The following is a 22994-nucleotide window of genomic DNA, read 5'->3' as shown; positions in this document are numbered from 1 at the left end:
ACCGTGAGGCCGCCTCGGCGGTTCCTGCCCGAACGCTGGGACCGGGCGGGCTGGGCCCGGCTGGTGCTCTCCGTGGTGGGGGGTGTCGTCCTGGTCTGCGGGGTCGTCCTCGCCTGGCAGGGCGTCCGCGCGGCCATCCTCCTGCAACGGGCCAGCGACGCGTCGCAGGTGCTGCTCGCGCAGGTCGCCCAGGGTGACGCCGACGGCGCTCGGCGCACCGCCGAGGTGCTCGAGGACGCCGCGCGACGCTCCCACGACTCGACGGACGGTCCGCTGTGGGCGGTGGCGTCCTGGCTGCCGGTCGTCGGCGACGACGTCGACGCGGTGCGGGTGGTCAGCCGCGAGGTCGACCGGGTCGCGACCCGGGCGGTCCCGACGGTCGTCGATGTGACCGCCCAGGTCGGTCTCGACGCGTTCTCACCGCGCGACGGTCGCGTCGACATCGCGAACCTCGAGAGCGTCGCACCCCGGCTTGGCGCGCCTCGGCGGGCGCTCGACGAGGCCGCGCGCAACGTCGGCGACATCCGTCCGGAGGACGTCGTCGGCCGGCTGCAGGTGCCGGTCCGCCGGCTGCAGGACGTGCTCACGGGTGCCGCGTCGGCGGCCCGGGTCGCCGACACCGCCGCGACGCTGCTGCCCGACATGCTCGGCGCGCAGGAGCGTCGCCGGTACCTGCTGCTCATCCAGAACAACGCCGAGGTCCGCTCGCTCGGCGGCATCCCCGGCTCCTGGGCGGTCATCGAGGCCGACCGGGGCCGGGTGCGCATGACCGAGCAGGGTTCGGCGATCGACGTCCCGCCCGTCGACGACCCGCGCCTGGCCGTCCCGGCGTCGCAGTACGGCGCGGTCCCGGTGTCGGCGGCCGAGGACCTGCGCAACACCACCTCGGTCCCGGACTTCCCGGAGGCGGCCCGGTTCGCGGGGTCGCTCGTCGGCGAGGCGACCGACACCCGGTTCGACGGCGTCGTCTCGGTCGATCCCGTGACGCTCGGCTACCTGCTGCAGGGGCTCGGTCCGGTCACCCTCGGCGACGGCACGCGACTCACCAGCGAGAACGCGGTGGACGAGCTCCTCAACGGCGTGTACCGCCGCTACACGACCGACCCGCTCGCGCAGGACGCCGTGTTCGAGGACGCCGCACGCAGCATCTTCGACGCCTTCGTCGGTGGACGCGGAGCCACGCAGCCCGTCCTCGAGGCACTGGTGCGCGCCGCCGTCGACAACCGGGTGATGGTCTGGTCGGCCGACCGGTCGGAGCAGCGCCGCATCCGCACCACCGGCGTCTCAGGAGTCCTGTCGCAGGACGCCGACCGGGCGCGCGTCGGGGTGTTCGTGGACGACAGCAAGGGCTCGAAGCTGCAGTACTACCTCGAGACGTCGCACACGTTGACGTCGTCGCGCTGCGTCGACGACCGCAGCCAGGAGCTCACGCTGCGCACCCGCCTGAGCTCCGTCGTGCCGAGGTCGGGGCTGCCCGTCTCGATCACCGGCTTCCGGCTGCCCGGCCTGTCCGCCACGGACCAGCGGCTCTCCGTTCGGGTCGTGGCGCCTGCCGGAGGCGTCCTGCAGCAGGTCCGCCTCGGCGACGTCGACCGTCAGCCGGTCGGTGGTCGGCTCGGCGACCGTCGGGTCACCGTCGTGCCGCTGACGCTGCGGGCGGGGGAGTCGGTCGACCTCACCGTCACGATGCGCACGGGCGACGGGCAGACGGACGACCCCGTGCTCACGAGCACGCCCGGCATCCGTGCCGAGCCGAACGACGTCCGCGTGCGCTCGGCCTGCGGCTGACGCCGACCGCGCCGTCGCACGTCGCGGCGACGGTCAGCCGATCTGGCGCTCGTCGGCGAGCCGGTCGTCGGGGTACTTGCGCAGGTAGGCGTCCATGCGGTCGTTGCGCAGGGCGTCGAACAGCTCCGCGCACTTGGCCTGGTCGAGCACGACGACGTCGCCGTACGTCGGGTCCAGCTCGGTCCCGGCGACGGGTGCGGTCAGGAAGGTGACGTCGTCGGAGCGGACTCCGCGCAGCGACAGCGCGAGCGCACGCATGTCGCCCGGGTCCCAGTCGGCGTCGACCGTGAGGTTCTTCGTGACGGCGGTGAGGGTGCGGGTGAGCTTGATCGGGTTGCTGAGCGTGTCGCGCGCCAGCATCTTCTTCATCAGCGAGCGCAGGAAGTTCTGCTGCCGGGCGATGCGGTCGAAGTCGCCGCGGACGAGGCCGTAGCGGGTGCGCACGTAGGCGAGCGCCTTCTTGCCCTCGAGGGTCTGCTGGCCCGCCTGCCACTGCACCTCCTGCTTCGGGTCGTAGAAGGCGCGCGGGATGAACACGGGCACGCCGCCGACCGCCGACGAGAGCGACTCGAAGCCGTCCCAGTCGATGATCGCCAGGTGCCGCATGCGCAGGTTCGTGAGGTTCTCGACGGTCGAGATCGCCCCGTCGGGCCCGTACTCGGAGAACGCGTCGTTGATCTTCTGCTTCGAGCGCACCGCGCCGGTCTGGTCGTGGATGTCGGTGAACGTGTCGCGCGGGATCGAGACGAGGTAGACCTTGCGCCGGTCCGACGTGATGTGGGCGATCATCAGCGTGTCGCTGCGGTACTTGCCCGCCGGCCAGCGCGACGCCGCAGCGTCCTCCGCGAGGGTGGTGTCGCGCGCTCCCGGCTCCTCCTTGCCCTTGTCCGAGCCGAGCAGCAGGATGTTCAGCGCCCTGCCACGGTCGGGGTCGGGTCGGTCCTTCTCCTTGAGCTGGGTGTCGACACGGCCGACGTTGTCGAGCTGGGAGTTGAGGTAGTAGGCGTAGCCGCTGGCGGTGCCGAGCACGACCACGAGCACGCCGACCACGCCGACCAGCAGCCTGCGGTGGCGACGGTGCCAGGGTGTCCCGCCCATGCGGCGCTTGCCCGCGACGGCACGACGCTCACGCTTGAGGCGTCGCGACATGGACACGTCCGTTCGGTGGGGGGCGGGGCGCCGGCCGCACCGCACCACGGTCGACCACGCGTGATCCTACGCGGCCCACCTGAAAGGACGGTCAGAACGCCGGACCCGCAGCGACCGCGACAGCGTCGTTCACAGCTCCAGCAGGATCGTGACGGGTCCGTCGTTGACCGACGCGACCTGCATGTCGGCGCCGAAGCGCCCGGTGGGCACGTCGGTGCCCAGGGCGCGCAGCGCGGCGCAGAACTCCTCGTACAGCGGCTCGGCGACGGCGCCGGGGGCGGCTGCCGTCCAGCTCGGACGGCGACCCTTGCGGGCGTCGCCGTAGAGCGTGAACTGGCTGACCACCAGCACCGAGCCGCCGGTGTCGGCGACCGACCGCTCCTCGCGCAGCACCCGCAGCCCGTGCACCTTGCGCGCCAGCGACTCGGCCTTCTGCACGGTGTCGTCGTGGGTGACCCCGAGCAGGACGAGGAGGTGGCCCCCGTCCTCCTCTCCGCCGCCCACGGACCCGACGACCTCGCCCTCGACGACGACGGACGCCTGGGTCACCCGCTGCACCACTGCACGCACGGCGGCAGGCTAGCGCGCCGTCGATACGATGGGCAGCATGGCCTTCGAGATCCCGGCAGACCTGCACCCCGACGTGGCCCCGCTCGCATGGCTGCTCGGCACGTGGCACGGCAACGGGCGGGGTGAGTACCCGACGATCGAGCCCTACGCGTTCGAGCAGGACGTCGTGTTCGCGCACGACACGCGGCCGTTCCTGCACTACTTCAGCCGCTCCTGGACGACCGACGAGGAGGGCAACCGCACCGGTCCCGGCGACCTCGAGACCGGTTTCCTGCGGCCCGCCGGACTGGTCGAGGGCGGCAAGGGCATCAACGTCGAGCTCGTGCTCGCCCACCCCACCGGCTACGCCGAGGTCTGGTACGGCGTGGCGGAGGGCCCGCGGATCACGCTGGCCACCGACATCGTCGCGCGGACCGCGACCGCCGTCGAGTACACCGCCGGGCAGCGCATGTACGGCCTCGTCGAGGGTGCGCTCATGTACGCCGTCGACAAGGCGGCCGAGGGCCAGAGCATGCAGTCGCACCTGTGGGGGAAGCTCGCCCGTGTCTGAGCACCTGGTTCCTCCCGCCGGCGACGCCGACGCCGTCGCGCCGGGCCGGCGCAGCCCGCTGCTCGGCCTCGACGGTGCCGTCGAGGCCGACGCGCCCGACTCCGGCGTCGCCGCCCACTACGGCGAGCTGACCGTCGAGCAGCGCCGGCTCGAGCGTGGCGAGGGCTTCGTCGACCTGTCGCACCGCGACGTGCTGACGGTCACCGGCCCCGACCGGCTCACGTGGCTGCACTCGCTGACCACCCAGCACCTCGAGTCGCTCCCGCCGGGCGTGCGCACGGAGGTGCTCGTGCTCACGCCGCAGGGCCGCATCGAGCACGCCTTCGAGGGCGTCGACGACGGCACCACCTTCTGGGCCCACACGGAGCCCGGGGCCGGCGCCGCTCTCGTGACGTTCCTCGACCGGATGCGCTTCATGATGCGCGTCGAGGTCGCCGACGTGAGCGACGCCCACGCGGTCCTCGGCCGGGTCGAGCCCGGCAGCGACGGGGCGCCCGGTCGAGCGGTCTGGGCGATCGAGCCGCGCGCCGACGTCGCGTCGTGGCCGGAGCGTCACGGCCGCCCCGCAGGGACGTGGGCGTGGGAGGCGCTGCGCATCGCGTCCGGCACCCCGCGTCTCGGCCTCGACACCGACGACCGGACCATCCCGAACGAGGTGGGTCTGCTCGAGCGCGCCGTGCACCTCGACAAGGGCTGCTACCGCGGGCAGGAGACGGTGGCGCGCGTGCACAACCTCGGCCGTCCCCCGCGCCGGCTCACGCTGCTGCACCTCGACGGCTCCGCCGACCGGCTGCCGGCTCCCGGCTCACCGGTCGAGCGCGCGGACGCACCCGGCCAGGCGGTCGGTGTGCTCGGCTCGCGCGGCCTGCACCACGAGCTCGGCCCGATCGGGCTCGCGCTGCTGAAGCGCTCGGTGCCCACCGACGCGACGCTGGTCGTCGACGGGGTCGCCGCCGCGCAGGAGCTCGTCGTCGACCCCGAGGTGGGTCTGCACGTGCGCCCCCGGTCCGGTGGCTGAGGTGGGTGCGCGGCCCGAGCCGGCCCGCTGGAGCATCCTCACCGTCTGCACGGCCAACGTCTGCCGCTCGCCGCTGATGGAGCTGCTGCTGCGCGAGCGGCTGGACCCCGCGCGGTTCGAGATCGCGAGCGCCGGCGTGATGGGCTGGCGCGACGCTCCCGTCGACAGCATGGTGCGTCTCGAGCTGGCCCGCCTGGGCGTCGACGGGTCGGACTTCCGGTCGCGACCCCTGCACCCCGCGCACGTGAAGGCGGCCGACGTCGTGCTCACCGCCACGAAGGAGCACCGCGCCTCCGTGCTCGAGCTCGACCCCGGTGCGCTGCGGAAGACGTTCACCCTGCTCGAGCTCGCCGCCCTCGTCGAGGACCGGACGGCCGACAGCCTGCCCGAGCTCGTGGCCGACGCCGCCCGGCGGCGCAGCACCGCGCCCAGCCTGCTCGACGTGCCCGACCCGTTCCGCCGCGCGCCGGAGGTGCACCGCAGCACCGCCGACCTGATCGACGACGCGACCGAGCGGCTCGCGCGGACCTTCGGCACCCTGGCCTGAGCGACTCCGGGACGGCGAGCGGTCAGCGACCGCGGCGCGGGCGACGTCGCGACGACTGCGTCGCGTACTCGTACCCGTAGCCGAAGCGTCCTGCGGCGCGGCGTGGCGACATCGAGAGCACCGTGCCGAAGAGCGTCGCGCCCACCGTTTGCAGCCGCTCGACGGCAGCGCGCACCTGGTCGTGGCCGGTGCGGCCGTGGCGCACGACGAGCAGGGCGCCGTCGGACAACAGGGCCAGGATCGTCGCGTCGGTGACGGGCAGCAGTGGAGGTGCGTCGATGAGCACGATGTCGTAGGCGCGGCGCAGGTCGGCGACCAGCTGCTCCATGGCGCCGGTCTGCACGATCTCCGCCGGGTTCGGCGGCCGGGCGCCGCTCGTGAGCACGTCGAGGCCGGGGATCTCGGTCTCCTGCATCGCCTCGTCGAGCTCGACCCGGCCGACGAGGACCGTGGTCAGGCCGACCGTGCTCTCGAGCCCGAACTGCTCGGCGAGCTGAGGACGGCGCAGGTCGCCCTCCACGAGCGCGACCCGCAGGCCCGACTGTGCGAGCGCGATGGCCAGGTTGCAGGCCGTCGACGTCTTGCCCTCGGCCTCCACCGCGCTCGTGACGGTGATGACGGTGCGGTCGTGGTCGACGTCGACGAACTGCAGGTTCGTGCGCAGGATGCGGATGGACTCCGCGCGCGGGTGCTGCGGCGACAGCGAGGTGAGGAGCGGCGCGTCCTGGACGCTGCGGTCGTAGGCGATGGCGCCGAGCAGGGGCGCCTCGGTGGTCGCCTCGAGCTCGTCCGCCGACGCGACCCCGCGGTCGGCGAGCTGGCGCCAGCGCGCGACGCCGAGGCCGAGCAGCAGCCCGACGAGCAGACCGCCGAGGAGGTAGGGCCAGCGTCGGGGCGAGACGGGACCGGTCGAGCCGGTGCCGGGGTCGATGACCAGACCCGTGACCTGCTGGTTCGGGCGCAGCGCCTGCTGGCTGTCCTCGAGCCAGGCGGTGAACGCCTCGGCGATCGCGCCTGCCCGCTCGCGCGCCACGTCGAGGCTGTCGTCGCGGACCGTCACGCGCAGGACGTCGCTGTCGCCGACCACGCCGGAACGCACGGAGTCGGCGGGCAGCGACGACTCGTCGAGCGCCCGTGCGGCGCGGTCGAGGAGGTAGGGCTGGGAGAGCAGGCGGCCGTAGGACTCGACCGTGCGAGCGGTGACGGCGCGGGCCGAGCCGTCGACGCTCGCCGGCGGGGAGGAGACGAGGACCTCGGCCGAGGCCTCGTAGCGCGGTGTGAGGCCCGACACGACGAGCTGCCCCGCCAGCGCGCCCAGCAGCCCCAGCAGCACCACGAGGAGCCAGCGTGATCCGAGCGTTCGACGGGGGGTCGGGCTCGGCATCGGGCACCGTCTCCTTCGGTCTCGGGCCACACGGGGGAGGGAGGCCGGGCTCGCCGAGGTTGGTCTCGGGGCCGTCGGTACGGAAGACTAGCGGTTGCACCCTGCGTCACGACGGGGTTCCCCCGTCTCGCAGTCAGCACCAGGAGCTTCATGACCGACGACCGTCCCGCGTCCGACCTGTCCGACCAGACCCCCGAGCAGGAGGCGTCGACCGTCCCGGAGGCGGCCGCACCCGGCGCCCGGTTCGCCGCGCTGGGCCTGGGCGACGAGCTGGTGGAGGTGCTCGGCGGGCTCGGCTACGAGGCACCGACGCCCATCCAGGAGGCGGCGGTGCCGGCCCTCCTCGCCGGCCGCGACGTCGTCGGTCTCGCGCAGACGGGCACCGGCAAGACGGCTGCGTTCGCGCTGCCGATCCTCGAGAAGATCGACCCCGACCGCGCCTCCACGCAGGCGCTCGTGCTCGCGCCCACCCGCGAGCTGGCCCTGCAGGTCTGCGAGGCGATGACGTCGTACACGCCGCGGTCGCGTCGCATCCGCGTGCTCCCCGTCTACGGCGGGCAGGGCTACGGCGCCCAGCTGGCCGGGCTCGAGCGCGGTGCCCACGTCGTCGTCGGCACGCCGGGTCGCGTCATGGACCACCTCGACCGCGGCAGCCTCGACCTCTCCGGGCTCGACCACCTCGTGCTCGACGAGGCCGACGAGATGCTCGCGATGGGGTTCGCGGAGGACGTCGAGCGGATCCTCGCCGACACCCCCGAGTACAAGCAGGTCGCGCTGTTCTCGGCCACGATGCCGCCGGCCATCCGCCGCCTCGCGAAGCGCTACCTGCACGACCCCGCCGACATCGCGACGCCGCAGGCCCGCTCGTCGACGAGCACGGTGCGTCAGCGCTGGATCCCCGTCTCGCACCACGCGAAGCTCGACGCGCTCACGCGTCTGCTCGAGGTGGAGAGCGGCGACGCCATGATCATCTTCGTCCGCACGAAGTCGGCCACCGAGGAGCTCGCGGAGCGACTGCGCTCGCGCGGGTTCTCCGCGGCCGCCATCAACGGCGACCTCGTCCAGGCGCAGCGCGAGCGGACCGTGACGGCGCTGAAGAACGGCTCGCTCGACATCCTCGTCGCCACCGACGTGGCCGCGCGCGGTCTCGACGTCGACCGCATCACCCACGTCGTCAACTACGACATCCCCCACGACCCCGAGGCGTACGTGCACCGGGTCGGCCGCACGGGCCGTGCCGGGCGCAGCGGCGAGGCGATCCTGTTCGTCACCCCGCGCGAGCGTCGGCTCCTGTCGGCGATCGAGAAGGTGTCGGGACGCCCGGTCGAGGAGACCGGCGTGCCCAGCGTCGACGAGGTCAACGCGCGCCGTACCGCCAAGTTCGCGCAGGCGATCACCGACAGCATGGGCTCCGCCCAGTTCCACGCCTTCCGGGGCCTCGTGGAGGACTACGTGCGCGAGCACGACGTCGAGATGCTCGACGTGGCCGCGGCGCTCGCGGTGATGAGCACGGACGACAAGGAGTTCTTCCTGCGTCCGGACCCGCCGAAGAAGGAGCGGCGTGAGCGCCCGGAGCGGCAGGACCGGCCGGCGCGCGACGCCGGTGACCGCCCTGCGCGCCCGTCGAAGGACGGCTGGGCGCCGTACCGGATCGCCGTCGGCAAGCGGCACAAGGTGACGCCGTCGATGATCGTCGGCGCGCTCGCCAACGAGGGCGGTCTGCGTCGCGCCGACTTCGGCAAGATCACCCTCGGCATCGACCACGCCGTCGTCGAGCTCCCGCAGGACCTGCCCCCGGCGGTGTTCGAGGCGCTCGCCGACACGCGGATCTCCGGACGTCGCATCGACCTGCAGGCCGACCGTGGCGCCCGGGGTGGACGCTCCTCGCGCGACGACCGGCCGACCGCGCACCGCAAGGGCTCGGGCGCACCGGGCGGCAAGGGCAAGGGCGGTCAGCGCGGCAGCTGGTCGAAGGACGGCGAGTCGCCCCGCAAGCCCCGCCACCCCAAGGGTCACTGACGGCCGTCGGCCGAGGAGAGGACGAGATGCGACGACTGGACAACCCCGACCGCGACTACGACTGGGGCTCTCCTGACGCCATCCCGCGCTTCCTCGGCCGCACGCCCGACGGTGCTCCGGTGGCCGAGATCTGGATGGGCACCCACCCGCTGAACCCCTCGACGGTGCAGGGCGCCGACGGTCCGGTCTCGCTGCGAGAGGTGGCCGGCGAGCTGCCGTTCATGCTCAAGATCCTGGCCGCCGACCGACCGCTGTCGATCCAGGTGCACCCGAACGCCGTCCTCGCGCAGGAGGGGTTCGAGGCCGAGGAGGCCGCCGGCGTGCCGCTGGACGCCCCGCACCGCGTGTACAAGGACCCGCACCCGAAGCCGGAGATGGTGTACGCGTTGACCGCGTTCGACACGCTCGTCGGCTTCCGTCCGACGGCCGAGATCCTGCGCGTGCTCGCCGCGATCGACGTGCCGCGCGTGCACCAGCTCGTCGAGAACCTGCGTCGTCAGCCCGGGTTCCTCGGCATCGTGCGCATCGTCGAGGACCTGCTCACGGACCGTCCGTCCCCCGAGGAGGTGGCGGCGGTCGTGGCCGCCTGCCGCGCGGGTGTGGACCGCGGCATCGACATCAAGCGCGCGTACGCGACGGCCGTGCTCGTCGACGAGCACCACCCGGGCGACGTCGGCGTCGTCATGTCGCTGCTGCTCAACCGCTTGACGCTGCAGCCCGGCGAGGCCGCCTACCTCGGCGCCGGCATCATCCACGCCCACCTCAGCGGCCTGTGCGTCGAGGTCATGGTGTCCTCCGACAACGTGCTGCGCGGCGGACTGACGGGCAAGCACCTCGACCCGCAGGGTCTCGTCCGCTGCCTCGACCGCGGCATGTCGCGACTGGCGCGCGTCGACGCCGACCAGTTCGGCTTCTCCACCGACGTCTACAGCCCGGGCCTGCACGAGTTCGCCCTCTCGGTGACGCAGTGCTCGTCGGCCGAGCCCGACGGCGCCCGCCTCCCCGACGACGGCCGTCGCATCGTCGTCTGCCTCGGCGGCGAGGTCGAGGTCGTGAACGAGGCCGGCGAGCGCGAGCACCTCGCCCGCGGCGAGGCGGTGTTCGCCGACGAGTCCGACGGTGTCCTTCACGCCGTCGGCACCGGCGAGGTCGCGCAGGCCTACACCCCCGCCCCCGACCTGCCGCCCACCGAGCTCACCGACCTCGTCTGACGGCTGGGGTCTCGTCCTCCGGTGCGGTGGGTGAGCGGTAGGTGACACGCGCTACTGGGGCCTGATGACGCGTGCTACCTACCGCTGCACCCTCTGGCGCGGTAGGTGGGATGCGGAATGTGGGTGAGCGGTAGGTGACACGCGCTACTGGGTGCTGATGACGCGTGCTACCTACCGCCAGGGGGGAGCATCCCGCGTCCTGCGCAGGCCGCAGCCGGCGGACCCGGGCCGGCGCGGTCGCCAGCCGCCCGGTCCAGGCCCTTTCGAAGACCACCCCCAGCGCCAGCCGAGGCAGCGCACCAGCAAGCCGAGGCCCCTGCGGCAGCGCAGCAGCAAGCCGAGCCCCCGCGGCAGCGGACCGACAGGACCGGACGACGACGCCCCGCCGACCGTCAGACCAGGTCGGTCCGGCCCGACGCGGCGAGGGCGGCGGGGACCTCCTTGACGCGCTGCGCGTGTTCGACGGTGGTGACGAGGAGGGCGTCGTCGGTCTGCACGACGACGGCACCGGGGATGCCGACGACGGCGACGGTGACGCCACCGGTGGTGCGGACGAGGCCGTCGGCGTCGACCCAGACGACGCCGGTGTCGCCGCTGACGCCCAGCTCGTGGAGGGCGGCGAAGTCGCCGATGTCGTCCCAGCCGAAGCGGCCGGGCACGGTCGCGATGCCGCCGGTGAGCGACACCGGCTCCGCGACGGCGTGGTCGATGGCGATGCGGGTGAGCGACGGCCAGACGGCCTCGAGCACGGTCTGCGCATCCGGGCCGTCCCAGGCTGCGGCGATGCGCTGCAGACCCGCGTGCAGGGTCGGCTGGAGCCGGGCGAGGTGGCCGAGGAGGACGTCGGCGCGGGTGACGAACATGCCCGCGTTCCAGCTGAAGGTGCCGGCCCGCAGGTAGGCGCGCGCGGTCTCCTCGTCGGGCTTCTCGACGAAGCGCACGACGGTCCGCGCGCTCGGCGCGCCGTCGACCGCGAGCGGCGCGCCCGACTCGACGTACCCGAACGCCGTGGAGGGGGAGCGGGGCGAGATGCCGATGGTGGTCACGGCCCCCGTGCGCGCGGTCCGGACGGCCTGCGCGACGGCGTCGGCGAAGCGGTCCTCGCCGGTGATGACGTGGTCGGCGGCGAACGACGCGACGACGGCCTCGGGGTGCCGGGCGAGCACGACGGCGGTCGCGAGCCCGATGGCCGGCATCGAGTCGCGCGGCGACGGCTCGACGAAGACGCTGGTCAGCCCGGGCAGCTGCGCGCGCACGGCGTCGGCGTGCCGCGGCCCGGTGACGACGTGCACCCGCTCGGGCGGTACGAGCTTCGTCACGCGGTCCCACGTCTGCTGCAGCAAGGTGCGGCCCGAGCCGGTCAGGTCGAGCAGGAACTTCGGGCGGCCGGCACGCGACAGCGGCCACAGCCGGGTGCCCGCGCCGCCGGCCGGGATGATGACGTGCAGGTCGTCGAGGTCCGAGGGTGCAGTACTCATCAGTGGGGGCTCATCGTGGGGGCTCGCGATCGTCGGTCGGCAGGGGCGGCGCGTCACCGTGATGACGCGGCGAGTCTAGCGGCGCGCGACGCCGTCCCGGGGCGCTTCGGCGTCGCGGGATGGACCTAGGCTGGGGCGATGGACGTCGTCGCCGAGGTCGTGCGGTCAGGGCTCGTGGAGAGCCGTCATCGGGGGATGGCCGTGCGGGTCGACCCGGACGGGCAGACCGTGTGGTCGATCGGCGACCCCGGCACCGTCGTGTTCCCCCGGTCGACGAACAAACCGTTCCAGGCCGCTGGTCTCGTGCGGGAGGGTCTCGACCTGGAGCCGCGACTGCTGGCCCTGGCCGCCGCGAGCCACTCCGCCGAGCCGTTCCACCTCGAGGGCGTCCGCGAGATCCTGGCGCGCGGCGACCTCGACGAGTCGGCGCTGCAGACCCCGCCGTCCTACCCGGTCGACCCGCACGAGCACGCCGCCGTGCTGCGGGCCGGGGAGGGCCGCCTGCCGATCCGGATGGACTGCTCGGGCAAGCACGCGGCGATGCTGCTGACCTGCGTCCAGCGCGGTTGGTCCACCCACGACTACCTCGACCCCGACCACCCGGTGCAGCGGGCCATCACGGCCACGTTCACCGAGCTCGTCGGTCCGCCCGACGTGGTCGGCGTCGACGGCTGCGGCGCGCCCCTGCTGGCGACGTCGCTCGAGCGGCTGGCCCGCGGGGTCGGCCGGCTCATGAGGGCCGAGCCGGGCAGCGCCGAGCGCCGGGTGGCCGACGCGATGGTCGCGCACCCCGAGCAGGTCAGCGGCACGCGACGCCCCGACCTCGCCCTGGCGCGGGCCGTGCCGGGCTCGCTCGTGAAGTCCGGCGCCGAGAGCGTCGTCGTCGCGGGCCTCGCCGACGGTTCCGCTCTCGCGGTGAAGATCGAGGACGGCGGCGAGCGGCCGCTGTTCGTCGTGCTGCACCGCGCCTTGGAGCTGGCGGGGGTCGATGCCGACCTGCTCCGCGAGCGTCCGGTCGTCCTGGGCGGTGGACGTCCCGTCGGCGAGGTGCGCCCCGTCCTCTGACCTGACCGGACCGTGGGCGACGGCGTGTGAGACGTCTCGCATGCAACCCTGCTTGCAGATGCTTGCATTTGCAAGCAGACTGGAGACATGGCCAAGCTGCACGTGGGAGGAGCCGTCGAGACCCTCGGCGACTACCTGCGCGAGCAGCGACGCCAGGCACAGATGTCCCTGCGACAGCTGGCGGAGAAGTCCGAGGTCTCGAACCCGTACCTCAGCCAGATCGAGCGGGGCGTGCGCCGACCCTCGGCGGAGGTCCTCCAGCAGATCGCGAAGGCACTGCGCATCTCGGCCGAGTCGCTCTACGTACGAGCGGGGCTCATCGACGTCGACGAGTCCGGCGCGCGCATGGTCGAGGACGCCATCGCCCTCGACCCGCGCCTGACCGAGCGGCAGAAGACGGCACTGCTGGACATCTACCGCTCGTTCGTCGGCGCCGACGTGGCGACCGACGAGACGCTGGCCGAGACGGTCACCGAAGCCAACTCCGACACTTCATCCGAGGAGACACCCCCATGAGCATCACCGACCAGATCAACGCCCAGGTCAAGACTCTCGTCGACGAGGTCAAGAACCTCACCGAGACCCTCCGCAAGGTCGAGCTCGACGACCTCCGCTCGCAGGCCACCGGCCTCGTCGGCTCCGCCCGCGCCGAGGTCCAGGAGGGCTACGCCGAGCTCGTGCAGAAGGGCGAGGAGTTCGTCGCCCAGGCGCGCGCCCTGAAGCTCGAGGACGTCCAGAAGCGCGGCGAGAAGCTGCTCGACGCGCTGCGCAAGGACGCCAAGAAGAACATCAAGGAGGCCCGCAAGGCCGCCGAGGACGTCGCCGAGGACGTGCAGAAGCGCGCCGAGGACATCGTCGCCGACGCCCAGGCCACGGTCGCCAAGGTGACGAAGAAGGCCCCGACCACCAAGGAGCAGGCCAAGAAGGCTCCGGCCAAGACGTCGGCCGCCGCACGCTCCACCGCCACGAAGGCCACCGAGACCGCCAAGAAGGCGCCCGCGAAGACGACCTCGACCGCGAGCACCGCCAAGAAGACCGCCGCCAAGAAGACGTCGACGGCCAAGAAGACCACCGCCGCGAAGACGTCGGCCGCGAAGAAGACGACCCCGGCGAAGAAGACCTCGACCGCGGCCAAGAAGACCAGCTCGACGGCCAAGAAGACCACGTCGACGCCGGCGAAGAAGACGTCGACGGCCGCCAAGAAGACCACGTCGACGGCCAAGAAGGCGCCCGCGAAGAAGGCGCCCGCCAAGAAGACGACGGCCAGCAGCACCGGCTCCAGCGACAGCAGCACGCAGTCCTGATCGGCCACCAGCACCACCCGCGACGGCGGGCTCCCGGCGACGGGGGCCCGCCGTTCGGCGTCTGGCGGTAGGGTCCAGACGTGTTCGAGGTCCAGTCCAGCCTGATGCTCCTGCTGTCGCTCGTGCTGTTCGCCGTCAAGGCGTTCGCGCTCGTCGACTGCGTGCTGCGCGACGCCGGACGCTTCAGCGTCGCCGACTCCCTGCCCAAGAACACCTGGCTCGTGATCCTGGGCCTCGCCGTCGTCGCGCACGCCGTCTTCTGGGCGCCGCTCTCGCTGCTCAACCTCGCCGGGACGGTCGCTGCGCTCGTCTACCTCGCGCAGCTGCGCGGCAGCCACGTCTGACGCCTGGCGTCACCAGCCCGTCGGGGCGTGACGCCCGCCACGAGGCGCGGCGCAGGTTCGCCATCGCGCGTCGTCCTCGGTATGGTCGAAAGGTTTTCCCACGCACCTACCCGTGCGGGGCGACCGGACGAACGTACGACGACCGAGCTGACGACGACTTCACCGAGGGAAGAGGTGGTGCCTCATGAGTACCCGCACCGAGCACGAGCATGCGCCGCAGGCGCGATGGCGGACCAGGATCGACCCCGTGGTCTTCGGGGTGACGGGCGCGGTCGCGATCGCCTTCGTCGTGTGGGGCCTGGTGAGCACCGACGGGCTCAAGGCGGCCTCCGACGCCTCCCGCTCCTGGGTGATCGTCAACACCGGCTGGTTCTTCGTGCTGGTCGCGTCGTTCTTCGTCCTCTTCGTGCTGTGGCTCGCCGCCTCGAAGTACGGCCGGGTCCCGCTCGGCGAGGACGACGAGAAGCCGGAGTTCCGCACGGTCTCCTGGATCGCCATGATGTTCAGCGCCGGCATGGGCATCGGCCTGATGTTCTGGGGCGTCGCCGAGCCGTTGTCGCACTTCGCTTCGCCGCCGCCGGGCACCGGTGAGCCGCAGAGCGAGGAGGCGCTGCAGAGCGCCATGGCCTCGACGATGTTCCACTGGGGCCTGCACCCCTGGGCCATCTACGCGGTGGTGGGCATCGCCATCGCCTACGGCACCTTCCGCAAGGGCCGCTCGCAGCTCATCTCCTCGGCGTTCCGCCCGCTGATCGGGCGCCGTGCCGAGGGTCCCGCCGGGCGCGTCATCGACATCCTGGCCATCTTCGCGACCCTCTTCGGCTCCGCCGCGAGCCTCGGCCTCGGCGCCCTGCAGATCGGCGCCGGCCTGCAGTTCAACGGCTGGATCGACCAGCCCGGCAAGATCGCCCTCGTCGCCATCATCGCCGTGCTGACGGTGCTGTTCATCCTGTCGGCCGTCTCCGGCATCGAGCGCGGCATCCAGTGGCTGTCCAACACCAACATGGTGCTGGCGCTCGCCCTCGCCGTGTTCGTGTTCGTCGTCGGACCGACGCTGTTCATCCTCAACATGCTGCCGACCACGTTGGGCGACTACGCCTCCCAGATGACGGAGATGGCGTCGCGCACGGCCGCCAGCGGCGACCAGGCGATGGAGGCCTGGCTGTCGAGCTGGACGATCTTCTACTGGGCCTGGTGGGTCTCGTGGACGCCGTTCGTCGGCATGTTCATCGCCCGCATCAGCCGCGGCCGCACGATCCGCGAGTTCGTGACCGGCGTGCTCCTCGTGCCCACGCTCGTGAGCCTCGTCTGGTTCGCCGTCTTCGGCGGGTCCGCCATCTTCGAGCAGCGCGCCAGCGGCGGCCTCATCGGCTCCGACGGCTCCGTCGCCTCGGACTTCGCGCTCTTCCAGCTGCTGGAGAAGTACCCCGCGGCGGGCATCACGTCGGTGCTCGTCATGGTCCTCGTCGGAATCTTCTTCGTCTCCGGCGCCGACGCCGCCTCGATCGTCATGGGCACGCTCAGCGAGCGCGGCGCCACGGAGCCGAGCCGCGTCTCGGTCATCTTCTGGGGTGCGCTGACGGGTGCCGTGGCCGCGATCATGCTCGTGATCGGCGGGTCCGACGCGTTGACCGGCCTGCAGAACATCACCATCGTCGCGTCGGTGCCGTTCGTGTTCGTCATGGTCGCGCTCTGCGTCTCGCTGTGGAAGGACCTGCAGAGCGACCCCGTCGTCGTGCGGCACCGCCTCGGCCAGGAGGCGGTCGAGGGCGCGGTGGTCGTCGGCGTCGAGGAGCACGACGGCGACTTCGCGCTCGTCGTCGAGCCGACCGACAGCAGTGCCGAGCCGGCCTCGGACGAGAAGCAGCAGTGACCGCGTGACGACGTCCCGGACCGACGGGTCCGGGACGTCGACGCCGAGCCCGGGCGGGCTGGTAGACCTCAGGCGCCGAAGGTCGGCGGCGCCTGGTCGAGACGTCCGGGGTGCAGCCAGCGGGTGATGATGACCCGCAGGGTGCTCAGGGCGTCGTCGGCACGACGCTCTCCGGCGTCCTGCACGTCGGCGTGCGTCCGCAGCAGCGCGGCGAGCCAGAGGCCCGCCTCGCCGGGGTCGAGCTCGCGGTCGGCGGTGCCGTCGCGCATGGCCCCGAGGAGCAGCTCGGTGAGCTCGGACTGCACCTCGGCGTCGACGGGGGCGCGCGTGTCGACGATCTCGTCGACGCGGTCCAGCAGGGCGTCCCAGGCGCTCATGGGAGCAGCCTAGTGGGCTCCGCGCAGCGGATCGGACCCCGTCGTGCGCGTCGCACCTAGAACATCTGTTCGAACCAGCCTATCCTGCTGGGGTGTGGTTCCAGGGTTCGCTGCTCGACGTCGGCGACGAGGCGGTCGTCGGCTCGTTGGGTGCTGCGGTGCAGCGTCGCGAGCTGACGCACGGTGCCTGGGTCGACGTCCGTCCCGGCTGGGTGCAGGGCGCCGACCCGCTGTTCCTCTCCTTGCAGACGGAGGTGCGCTGGCGGGCCGAGCGTCGCCAGATGTACGACGAGACGGTCGACGTCCCGCGTCTGCTCGCGCACTTCGGCGCCGCCGACACCCTCCCGCACCCGGCGCTCGACGCCGCCCGCGCCGCCCTGAACGCGCACTACGCTGACGAGCTCGGCGAGGAGTTCGTCACCGCCGGCCTCTGCTACTACCGCGACGGCCGCGACAGCGTCGCCTGGCACGGCGACCGCATCGGTCGAGGTCGGGCCGAGGACACCATGGTCGCCATCCTGTCCCTCGGTGCGCCCCGCCGCCTCAGCCTGCGCCCCGTCGACCACGGCGCCGGCGACACCATCGGCTTCGTCGTCGGCCACGGCGACCTCCTCGTCATGGGCGGCTCCTGCCAACGGACCTGGGAGCACGCCGTCCTCAAGACCGCCAAGCCCGTCGGTCCCCGCATCAGCGTCCAGTTCAGGCCGCGGGGGGTGTTGTAGAGGCTGGGGGCTGCGTGGCTGCGGCTGCGCTGCTCTGGGGGGTCTGGACCTGCTGGTGCGCTGGCGTAGGGGATCTGGGCTAGGTGGTGCGCTGCCTCAACTGGCGCTGGGTGTGGGCTCCGCAAGGGCCTCGACCGGGCGGCTGGCGACCGCGCTGGTCTGGGATCTCGGGCTGTGGGTTGCGCTCGGGGTGGACGCAGGATTCTGCGTTCGTGTGCGGAAGGCCAAGGAGTCTGCGTTTGCTACGGGATCCCGTCGTGAACGCAGAAGTGTTCGGGCTCGGGCGCGTGGATGAAGAATCGTGGGTGCCCTTTGCGTTGGGGGGACGCGAGATTCTTCCTTCTCGTGGCACGGTCCACGAGAAGGGAGAAGCACTGCCACGTCTGACCCCCTCGGCGGCGGATCTGCCACCTGTACAGCGCTCAGAAGGTGGCAGACCCGCCGCCGACGGCGATTCGGTGGCAGACCTACCGTTCGACTCTCAAGACCAACCCACAGCCCGAGACCTCAGACCAGCGCGCCACCCAACCGCCCGGTCGAGGCGCTTTCGAAGAGCAGGTCCAGGAGAAGCCGCGCCGGCGCAGCCCCACCCGAGCGAGAACCCGCACCGACGCAGCCGCAGGCCGAGTCGAAGCCGCCCCCTCGCACCCGCAAGGACCCCCAACGCCACGAGCCCCCGACCACACGGTCGGGGGCTCGTCGCGACGGGCTCAGCGGGCGCGGCGCTGGAGGCGTTCGAGGTCGAGGATGACGACGGAGCGGGGCTCGAGGCGCAGCCAGCCGCGGGACGCGAAGTCGGCGAGCGCCTTGTTGACGGTCTCGCGGGAGGCGCCGACGAGCTGGGCCAGCTCCTCCTGGGTGAGGTCGTGGTTGACGTGCACGCCGTCCTCGGCCTTCCGCCCGAAGCGGCTCGCGAGGTCCAGGAGGGCCTTGGCGACGCGACCGGGAACGTCGGAGAACACCAGGTCGCCGACGACCTCGTTGGTGCGACGCAGGCGACCGGCGAGCTGGTTGAGCAGCGCCAGGGCGACCTCGGCGTGGCTGGACAGCACCGGCGTGAGGGCCTCGTGGCTCAGGCTCTGGACGGTGACGTCGGTGACCGACGTCGCGGTGGCCGAGCGGGGTCCGGGGTCGAAGAACGACAGCTCGCCGAACATCTGGCCGGGGCCGAGGATGGCGAGCAGGTTCTCGCGACCGTCGGGCGCCGTGCGTCCGAGCTTGATCTTGCCCTCGGTGACGACGTACAGCTGGTTGCCGTCGTCACCCTCGTTGAAGAGGACCTCGCCACGCTTCAGGCTCAGCGGGGACATCGAGGCCTCGAGGGCTCCTGCGGCGTCGTCGTCGAGACCAGAGAAGAGCGGCGCTTGGCGCAGCACGTCGTCGTTCACGGGCATCCTTTTCGGCTGTTGATTCGGTCACAGTCTGTCCTACCAGGAGCTCGAACGCCACACGCCGGGCCGGTGTCGGCGCCGCCACGTACCCTGACGGCGTGCCACCTGCCGCCCCCGAGGCTCCCGTGAAGCCGCCGACGAGTCTCGTGCGCCGGGCGCGCAAGATCCACCGGGTGCTCGCCGAGACCTATCCGGAGGCCGGCTGCGAGCTCGACTTCCGCACTCCCTTCGAGCTGCTCGTGGCCACCGTACTCTCCGCCCAGACCACCGATCGACGGGTCAACGCCGTCACCCCCGCCCTGTTCGCCGCCTACCCCGACGCCGCGGCGCTCGCGGCGGCCGATCGCACGGCCGTCGAGGAGATCATCCGCTCCACCGGCTTCTACCGGGCGAAGACCGACAGCGTGCTCGGTCTGTCCGCCGCGCTCGTCGAGCGGTACGACGGCGAGGTGCCGGCCCGGCTGCGCGACCTCGTCACGCTGCCGGGCGTCGGCCGCAAGACGGCCAACGTGGTGCTGGGCAACGCCTTCGACGTGCCCGGCCTCACCGTCGACACGCACTTCGCCCGGCTCGTGCGCCGCTTCGAGTGGGTCGACGACGACGTCGCGAAGGACCCGGTCAAGACCGAGCACGCGGTCGGGGCGCTGTTCCCGCGACGCGACTGGACGATGCTCAGCCACCGGCTGATCTGGCACGGCCGACGCCGCTGCCACGCGCGCAAGCCCGCCTGCGGTGCGTGCCCGGTGGCGCACTGGTGCCCGGCGTACGGCACCGGCCCCACCGATCCCGTCGAGGCGGCGCGGCTCGTCACCACGCAGGGTCGCGCATGAGACGCCTCGCCGTCGCGGTCGCCGTGCTCGCGCTGCTCCTGGCCGGCTGCTCCGACGTCGACACGAGCAGCGGCAAGCCGACGTTCGGCGGCGGCTCGCTCGACGGCGGCGACCCGCAGTCGGCGTCGGTCCGCAGCGGCGTGCAGGACGCCGGCGTGCGTCCGTGCAGCGACCTCCCGCTCGCCGACGCGGGCGCCGAGGGCGACGGTGCGCTGCCGGCGCTCGAGCTGCCGTGCCTGGGCGGCGACGGCAGCGTCGACCTCTCCCGGCTGCGGGGTCCCGCGGTCGTCAACTTCTGGGCGAGCAACTGCAAGCCGTGCCGCGAGGAGCTGCCCCTGCTCGCACGGCTCGACCGCGACACCGGCGACCGGCTGACGGTCGTCGGCCTCGACGTGCGCGACGCCGACCCCGACGCCGCGGTCGCGCTCGCCCGACGCTCGCGCGTCACCTACCCGCAGCTGTCCGACCCGACGTTCCGCACCCGCGGTGCCTTCCGGGTGCTCGGCCTGCCGCAGACGGTCTTCGTCGACGCGCAGGGCAGGATGGTCGCCACCGAGCGGGTGCCGTACACCTCCTACGCCGACCTGACCGGTGCCGTCCGCCGACACCTGGAGGTGCAGCCGTGAGTCCTGAGTCCTCCGCCGGCTCGCCGACGTCCGGTGGCGTGGCCGACGGCCTGCCCGAGTGGCTGCGCCCGCTCGCCGAGCTGGCCGGCTCCGTGCAGGCCGAGCAGCTCGCGCCGCGCTTCCCGCACCCGCCGGCCGACGCCCGTCCGGCCGCGGTCCTCATCTGCTTCGCCGACGGCCCCGACGGGCCCGAGCTGCTGCTCACCGAGCGGGCCCCGACGCTGCGCAACCACGCCGGCCAGATCTCGTTCCCGGGCGGCGCGTGCGACCCCGGCGACGTCGACGCGGCAGCCACGGCGCTGCGCGAGGCCGACGAGGAGGTCGGGCTCGACCCGGCCGAGGTGACGGTGTTCGGCACCCTGCCGACGCTCTGGCTGCCGCCCAGCAACTTCGCGGTCACCCCCGTGCTCGGCTACTGGCGCAGGCCCCGACAGCTGGCCGCCGTCTCGACGGCCGAGGTGGGACGCGTCCTGCACCACCCGCTGCACCTGCTGGTCGACCCCGAGCGGCGGTTCAGCGTCGAGCACCCGTCCGGGTGGCGCGGGCCGGCCTTCGAGATCGGCACCGAGATGCCGCTGTGGGGCTTCACGGCCGGCATCATCTCCCGTCTGTTCGAGCGGCTCGGCTGGGCCCAGCCCTGGGACGAGTCGGTCGTCCACCCGCTGCCCACCCCACCCCAGGAGCGCCCGTGAGCTCGCTCGACCTCGTCATCGCCGTCGTCGTGGTGGCGTACGCCGTCTCCGGCTACCTGCAGGGCTTCGTGGTCAACCTGGTCGCCACCGCCGGTCTCGTCCTCGGCGGGCTCGGCGCCATCTGGGTCGTGCCGCACCTGCTCGACCGGCAGAACGGCACCCTGACGACGTCGCTGCTGGCGCTCGGGCTGGTCATCGGTGCCGCCGCGATCGGCCAGGCCATCGGCACCTACATCGGCACCGACCTGCGCGGGGGGCTCACCGCGGGCCCGCTGCGCACGGTCGACGCCGTCGGCGGGGCCGCCCTGAGCGTCGTCGGCGTGCTCATCGCGTCGTGGGCGCTCGGCTACGCGGTCAGCGGCACCTCGATCCCGTGGCTGGCGAAGGCCGCACGCGACTCGACCGTGCTCGCGAAGGTCAACGACGTCATGCCGTCGACCGCCACCGACACGCTGCGCGCGTTCAGCCGCACGCTCGACGCCAACCTCTTCCCGCGCTACATCGACCCGTTCGCCGACGAGGAGATCGCCGCCGTCGGCCCGCCCGACGCCGCCACCCTGTCCCAGCCGGGCGTGCAGCAGGCCTCGCGCAGCGTCGTGAAGATCGTGGGCTCCGCCGAGTGCGGCCGGGGGATCGAGGGGTCGGGCTTCGTCTACGCGCCGGGCCGGGTCATGACGAACGCGCACGTCGTCGCGGGTGTCGACCAGCCGGTGGTCACCGTGGAGGGCGAGCGTCGCCTCGACGGGCGGGTCGTCGTCTTCGACCCCGAGCTCGACCTCGCCGTCATCGCCACCGACGACCTCGGCGTACCGGCGCTGCGCTTCGACACGCAAGGGACGGCAGGCCAGGAGGCGGCCGTGCTCGGCTACCCCGAGAACGGGCCGTTCGACGCGCGGGCGGCGCGTATCCGCTCCCAGCTCACGCTGCGCAGCCCCGACATCTACGACCGGGGGCAGGTGCTGCGCGAGGCGTTCTCCGTGCGCAGCCTCGTCCGGTCCGGCAACTCCGGCGGCCCGCTGGTCTCGACCGAGGGCACCGTGCTGGGCGTCATCTTCGCGGCGTCGATCTCCGACAGCTCCACCGGCTACGCGGTCACCGCGGAGCAGGCGCAGGACGACGCGCGCGCCGGCCGCTCGGCGACCCAGCAGGTCGACACCGGACGGTGCGCCTGATGCGCGGGTTCCTGGCGGCCGTGTCGGGGCTCGTGGCGGTCGTCGCGCTCGCGGTGGCGCTCCCGGCCGCGTGGGTGGCGGCGTCGGTGGCCGACGAGGACGGGTTCGTCTCGCTGTCGCGCGACGTGGTCACCGACGGTGCGGTGCAGGACGCCGCCTCGGACCTGCTGACCACGCGGCTCGAGCGCGAGGCCGGCCTGCCGGCGCAGCTGGCCGAGACCGGGCGCCGGCTGCTCGAGCGGGCCACCGACCGCGTGTTCGACGACCCGCAGCTGTCGGGTGCGTGGGCGCAGACGCTGCGCCGCACCCATGCCGCGCTGCTCGACGACCCCGCCGCGGCCTCGGGGCAGGTGCCCGTCCCCCTCGACCTCGCGCCGCTGGCGCGGCTCGCGGCCGAGCGCACCGACGGTCTCGTCGACGCCCCCGACCGGCTCGTGGTCGAGCTGCCCGGCGGACCCGACGCGCGGGCGCTGCGTCTGGTCGATGAGTCCCCGGGGCTCGCGCTGGCCGCGGGTCTCGTCGCGGCGGTCGGTGCACTGGTGGCGCTGCTCGTGGCCCGGCGCCGTGGTGTGGCGCTGGTGTGGCTCGGGGTGGGCGCCGTGGCGGCCGCCGGCCTCGACGCGGGGCTCGCCCGCCTGGCCCGCGAGCGGACGGTCGACGCCTCCACCGGCGACGGCCTGCAGACCGCGCTGGTGCGCGCGCTCGCCGACGTCGGCGTCACCTCGTTCGACGGCTGGCTCGTGTGGACGGCGCTCAGCGGCGCGGTCCTCGCCGTGCTGGGCGTGGTCGTCGCCCTCGTCGGGCGCCGCACAGCCTGACCTGCGGGCGCAGATTCCCAGGTGGACCTGGGAATCTCCACCGAGCGTGGGAATCTCACGCAGGCA

At 73.0% G+C, this 22994-nt stretch carries 23 protein-coding genes; 17 read left to right on the top strand and 6 right to left on the bottom strand.

The window, feature by feature from the left end; all coding sequences use genetic code 11:
• Positions 1 to 3 precede the first annotated feature (3 nt).
• Positions 4 to 1788 (top strand): DUF4012 domain-containing protein, encoded by a 1785-nt coding sequence (locus Aeryth_RS14255; RefSeq protein ID WP_144433803.1) that lies wholly within the window; start codon positions 4 to 6, stop codon positions 1786 to 1788.
• Between the two features lie 33 nt (positions 1789 to 1821).
• On the opposite strand, the gene Aeryth_RS14250 is transcribed toward Aeryth_RS14255, so the two are convergent.
• Together Aeryth_RS14250 and dtd are read right to left on the bottom strand one after the other, a co-directional pair.
• Complete coding sequence (locus Aeryth_RS14250; protein ID WP_067860103.1) at positions 1822 to 2937, bottom strand: LCP family protein; 1116 nt, start codon at positions 2935 to 2937, stop codon at positions 1822 to 1824.
• Positions 2938 to 3066: 129 nt separating this feature from the next.
• A complete protein-coding gene (gene dtd / locus Aeryth_RS14245) occupies positions 3067 to 3507 on the bottom strand; it encodes a D-aminoacyl-tRNA deacylase (RefSeq protein WP_083516468.1) in 441 nt (146 codons plus the stop codon).
• A 37-nt stretch (positions 3508 to 3544) separates the two neighbouring features.
• On the opposite strand from dtd, the gene Aeryth_RS14240 reads away from it, so the two are divergent.
• The 3 genes from Aeryth_RS14240 to Aeryth_RS14230 are packed head-to-tail and all read left to right on the top strand — an operon-like array spanning position 3545 to position 5622.
• Complete coding sequence (locus tag Aeryth_RS14240) at positions 3545 to 4057, top strand: heme-binding beta-barrel domain-containing protein (protein ID WP_067861830.1); 513 nt, start codon at positions 3545 to 3547, stop codon at positions 4055 to 4057.
• Complete coding sequence (gene ygfZ, locus Aeryth_RS14235) at positions 4050 to 5075, top strand: CAF17-like 4Fe-4S cluster assembly/insertion protein YgfZ (RefSeq protein WP_236749748.1); 1026 nt, start codon at positions 4050 to 4052, stop codon at positions 5073 to 5075. Before Aeryth_RS14240 ends, ygfZ begins: the two co-directional genes overlap by 8 nt.
• A gap of 1 nt (position 5076) precedes the next feature.
• A complete protein-coding gene (locus Aeryth_RS14230) occupies positions 5077 to 5622 on the top strand; it encodes an arsenate reductase/protein-tyrosine-phosphatase family protein (protein WP_067860099.1) in 546 nt (181 codons plus the stop codon).
• Positions 5623 to 5644: 22 nt separating this feature from the next.
• On the opposite strand, the gene Aeryth_RS14225 is transcribed toward Aeryth_RS14230, so the two are convergent.
• Positions 5645 to 6958: a tyrosine-protein kinase domain-containing protein gene (locus Aeryth_RS14225; protein WP_158509215.1), complete on the bottom strand. Its 1314-nt coding sequence runs from the start codon at positions 6956 to 6958 to the stop codon at positions 5645 to 5647.
• Positions 6959 to 7156: 198 nt separating this feature from the next.
• Between Aeryth_RS14225 and Aeryth_RS14220 the strand changes: the two genes are divergently transcribed.
• Both Aeryth_RS14220 and manA read left to right on the top strand, forming a co-directional pair.
• Positions 7157 to 9025: a DEAD/DEAH box helicase gene (locus tag Aeryth_RS14220; RefSeq protein WP_083516467.1), complete on the top strand. Its 1869-nt coding sequence runs from the start codon at positions 7157 to 7159 to the stop codon at positions 9023 to 9025.
• Between the two features lie 26 nt (positions 9026 to 9051).
• Positions 9052 to 10236, top strand: a complete 1185-nt coding sequence (manA, locus tag Aeryth_RS14215) for a mannose-6-phosphate isomerase, class I (protein ID WP_067860094.1) — start codon at positions 9052 to 9054, stop codon at positions 10234 to 10236.
• Between the two features lie 392 nt (positions 10237 to 10628).
• Here manA and Aeryth_RS14210 read toward each other — a convergent pair whose 3' ends face one another.
• The gene (locus Aeryth_RS14210; RefSeq protein WP_067860092.1) at positions 10629 to 11714 is read right to left on the bottom strand and encodes a mannose-1-phosphate guanylyltransferase; all 1086 of its coding nucleotides are present in this window, start codon (positions 11712 to 11714) and stop codon (positions 10629 to 10631) included.
• 138 nt (positions 11715 to 11852) lie between these two features.
• Here Aeryth_RS14210 and Aeryth_RS14205 point away from each other — a divergent pair, with 138 nt between their 5' ends.
• The 5 genes from Aeryth_RS14205 (at position 11853) to Aeryth_RS14185 (ending at position 16300) form a co-directional block, all read left to right on the top strand.
• Positions 11853 to 12779 carry an asparaginase gene (locus Aeryth_RS14205; protein ID WP_067860089.1) on the top strand — a complete coding sequence of 309 codons (927 nt, stop codon included), beginning with the start codon at positions 11853 to 11855 and terminating at the stop codon, positions 12777 to 12779.
• A gap of 87 nt (positions 12780 to 12866) precedes the next feature.
• Complete coding sequence (locus Aeryth_RS14200; RefSeq protein WP_067860087.1) at positions 12867 to 13295, top strand: helix-turn-helix domain-containing protein; 429 nt, start codon at positions 12867 to 12869, stop codon at positions 13293 to 13295.
• Positions 13292 to 14083, top strand: a complete 792-nt coding sequence (locus Aeryth_RS18135) for a hypothetical protein (RefSeq protein ID WP_067860085.1) — start codon at positions 13292 to 13294, stop codon at positions 14081 to 14083. The genes Aeryth_RS14200 and Aeryth_RS18135 overlap by 4 nt, the downstream gene beginning before the upstream one ends.
• Positions 14084 to 14163: 80 nt before the next feature.
• Entirely contained in the window at positions 14164 to 14427 is a 264-nt protein-coding gene (locus Aeryth_RS14190) for a DUF2516 family protein (RefSeq protein ID WP_067860083.1), read from the top strand.
• A gap of 184 nt (positions 14428 to 14611) precedes the next feature.
• Positions 14612 to 16300 carry a BCCT family transporter gene (locus Aeryth_RS14185; protein ID WP_067860081.1) on the top strand — a complete coding sequence of 563 codons (1689 nt, stop codon included), beginning with the start codon at positions 14612 to 14614 and terminating at the stop codon, positions 16298 to 16300.
• A 68-nt stretch (positions 16301 to 16368) separates the two neighbouring features.
• On the opposite strand, the gene Aeryth_RS14180 is transcribed toward Aeryth_RS14185, so the two are convergent.
• The gene (locus tag Aeryth_RS14180) at positions 16369 to 16677 is read right to left on the bottom strand and encodes a hypothetical protein (RefSeq protein WP_067860079.1); all 309 of its coding nucleotides are present in this window, start codon (positions 16675 to 16677) and stop codon (positions 16369 to 16371) included.
• 92 nt (positions 16678 to 16769) lie between these two features.
• Between Aeryth_RS14180 and Aeryth_RS14175 the strand changes: the two genes are divergently transcribed.
• On the top strand, positions 16770 to 17399 hold the full coding sequence (locus Aeryth_RS14175; RefSeq protein WP_067860077.1) for an alpha-ketoglutarate-dependent dioxygenase AlkB: 630 nt from the start codon (positions 16770 to 16772) through the stop codon (positions 17397 to 17399).
• Positions 17400 to 18109: 710 nt separating this feature from the next.
• Here Aeryth_RS14175 and Aeryth_RS14170 read toward each other — a convergent pair.
• Positions 18110 to 18787 carry a Crp/Fnr family transcriptional regulator gene (locus Aeryth_RS14170; RefSeq protein ID WP_067860075.1) on the bottom strand — a complete coding sequence of 226 codons (678 nt, stop codon included), beginning with the start codon at positions 18785 to 18787 and terminating at the stop codon, positions 18110 to 18112.
• A gap of 101 nt (positions 18788 to 18888) precedes the next feature.
• Between Aeryth_RS14170 and nth the strand changes: the two genes are divergently transcribed.
• From nth to Aeryth_RS14145, 5 genes are read left to right on the top strand one after another with little or no spacing between them, the layout of a single operon-like run.
• Complete coding sequence (gene nth, locus Aeryth_RS14165) at positions 18889 to 19620, top strand: endonuclease III (protein WP_067860073.1); 732 nt, start codon at positions 18889 to 18891, stop codon at positions 19618 to 19620.
• Complete coding sequence (locus tag Aeryth_RS14160; RefSeq protein WP_067860071.1) at positions 19617 to 20246, top strand: TlpA family protein disulfide reductase; 630 nt, start codon at positions 19617 to 19619, stop codon at positions 20244 to 20246. The genes nth and Aeryth_RS14160 overlap by 4 nt, the downstream gene beginning before the upstream one ends.
• Complete coding sequence (locus Aeryth_RS14155; RefSeq protein WP_236749747.1) at positions 20243 to 20938, top strand: NUDIX hydrolase; 696 nt, start codon at positions 20243 to 20245, stop codon at positions 20936 to 20938. Before Aeryth_RS14160 ends, Aeryth_RS14155 begins: the two co-directional genes overlap by 4 nt.
• The gene (locus tag Aeryth_RS14150) at positions 20935 to 22110 is read left to right on the top strand and encodes a MarP family serine protease (protein WP_067860066.1); all 1176 of its coding nucleotides are present in this window, start codon (positions 20935 to 20937) and stop codon (positions 22108 to 22110) included. Before Aeryth_RS14155 ends, Aeryth_RS14150 begins: the two co-directional genes overlap by 4 nt.
• Positions 22110 to 22928: a hypothetical protein gene (locus Aeryth_RS14145; protein WP_144433802.1), complete on the top strand. Its 819-nt coding sequence runs from the start codon at positions 22110 to 22112 to the stop codon at positions 22926 to 22928. The genes Aeryth_RS14150 and Aeryth_RS14145 overlap by 1 nt, the downstream gene beginning before the upstream one ends.
• Positions 22929 to 22994 lie beyond the last annotated feature (66 nt).

It is taken from the genome of Aeromicrobium erythreum (assembly GCF_001509405.1).
GTDB classification, from domain to species: Bacteria; Actinomycetota; Actinomycetes; order Propionibacteriales; family Nocardioidaceae; genus Aeromicrobium; species Aeromicrobium erythreum.
The sequence above is the reverse complement of the archived record's forward strand: the minus strand, read 5'-3'. Positions and strand labels throughout refer to the sequence as shown.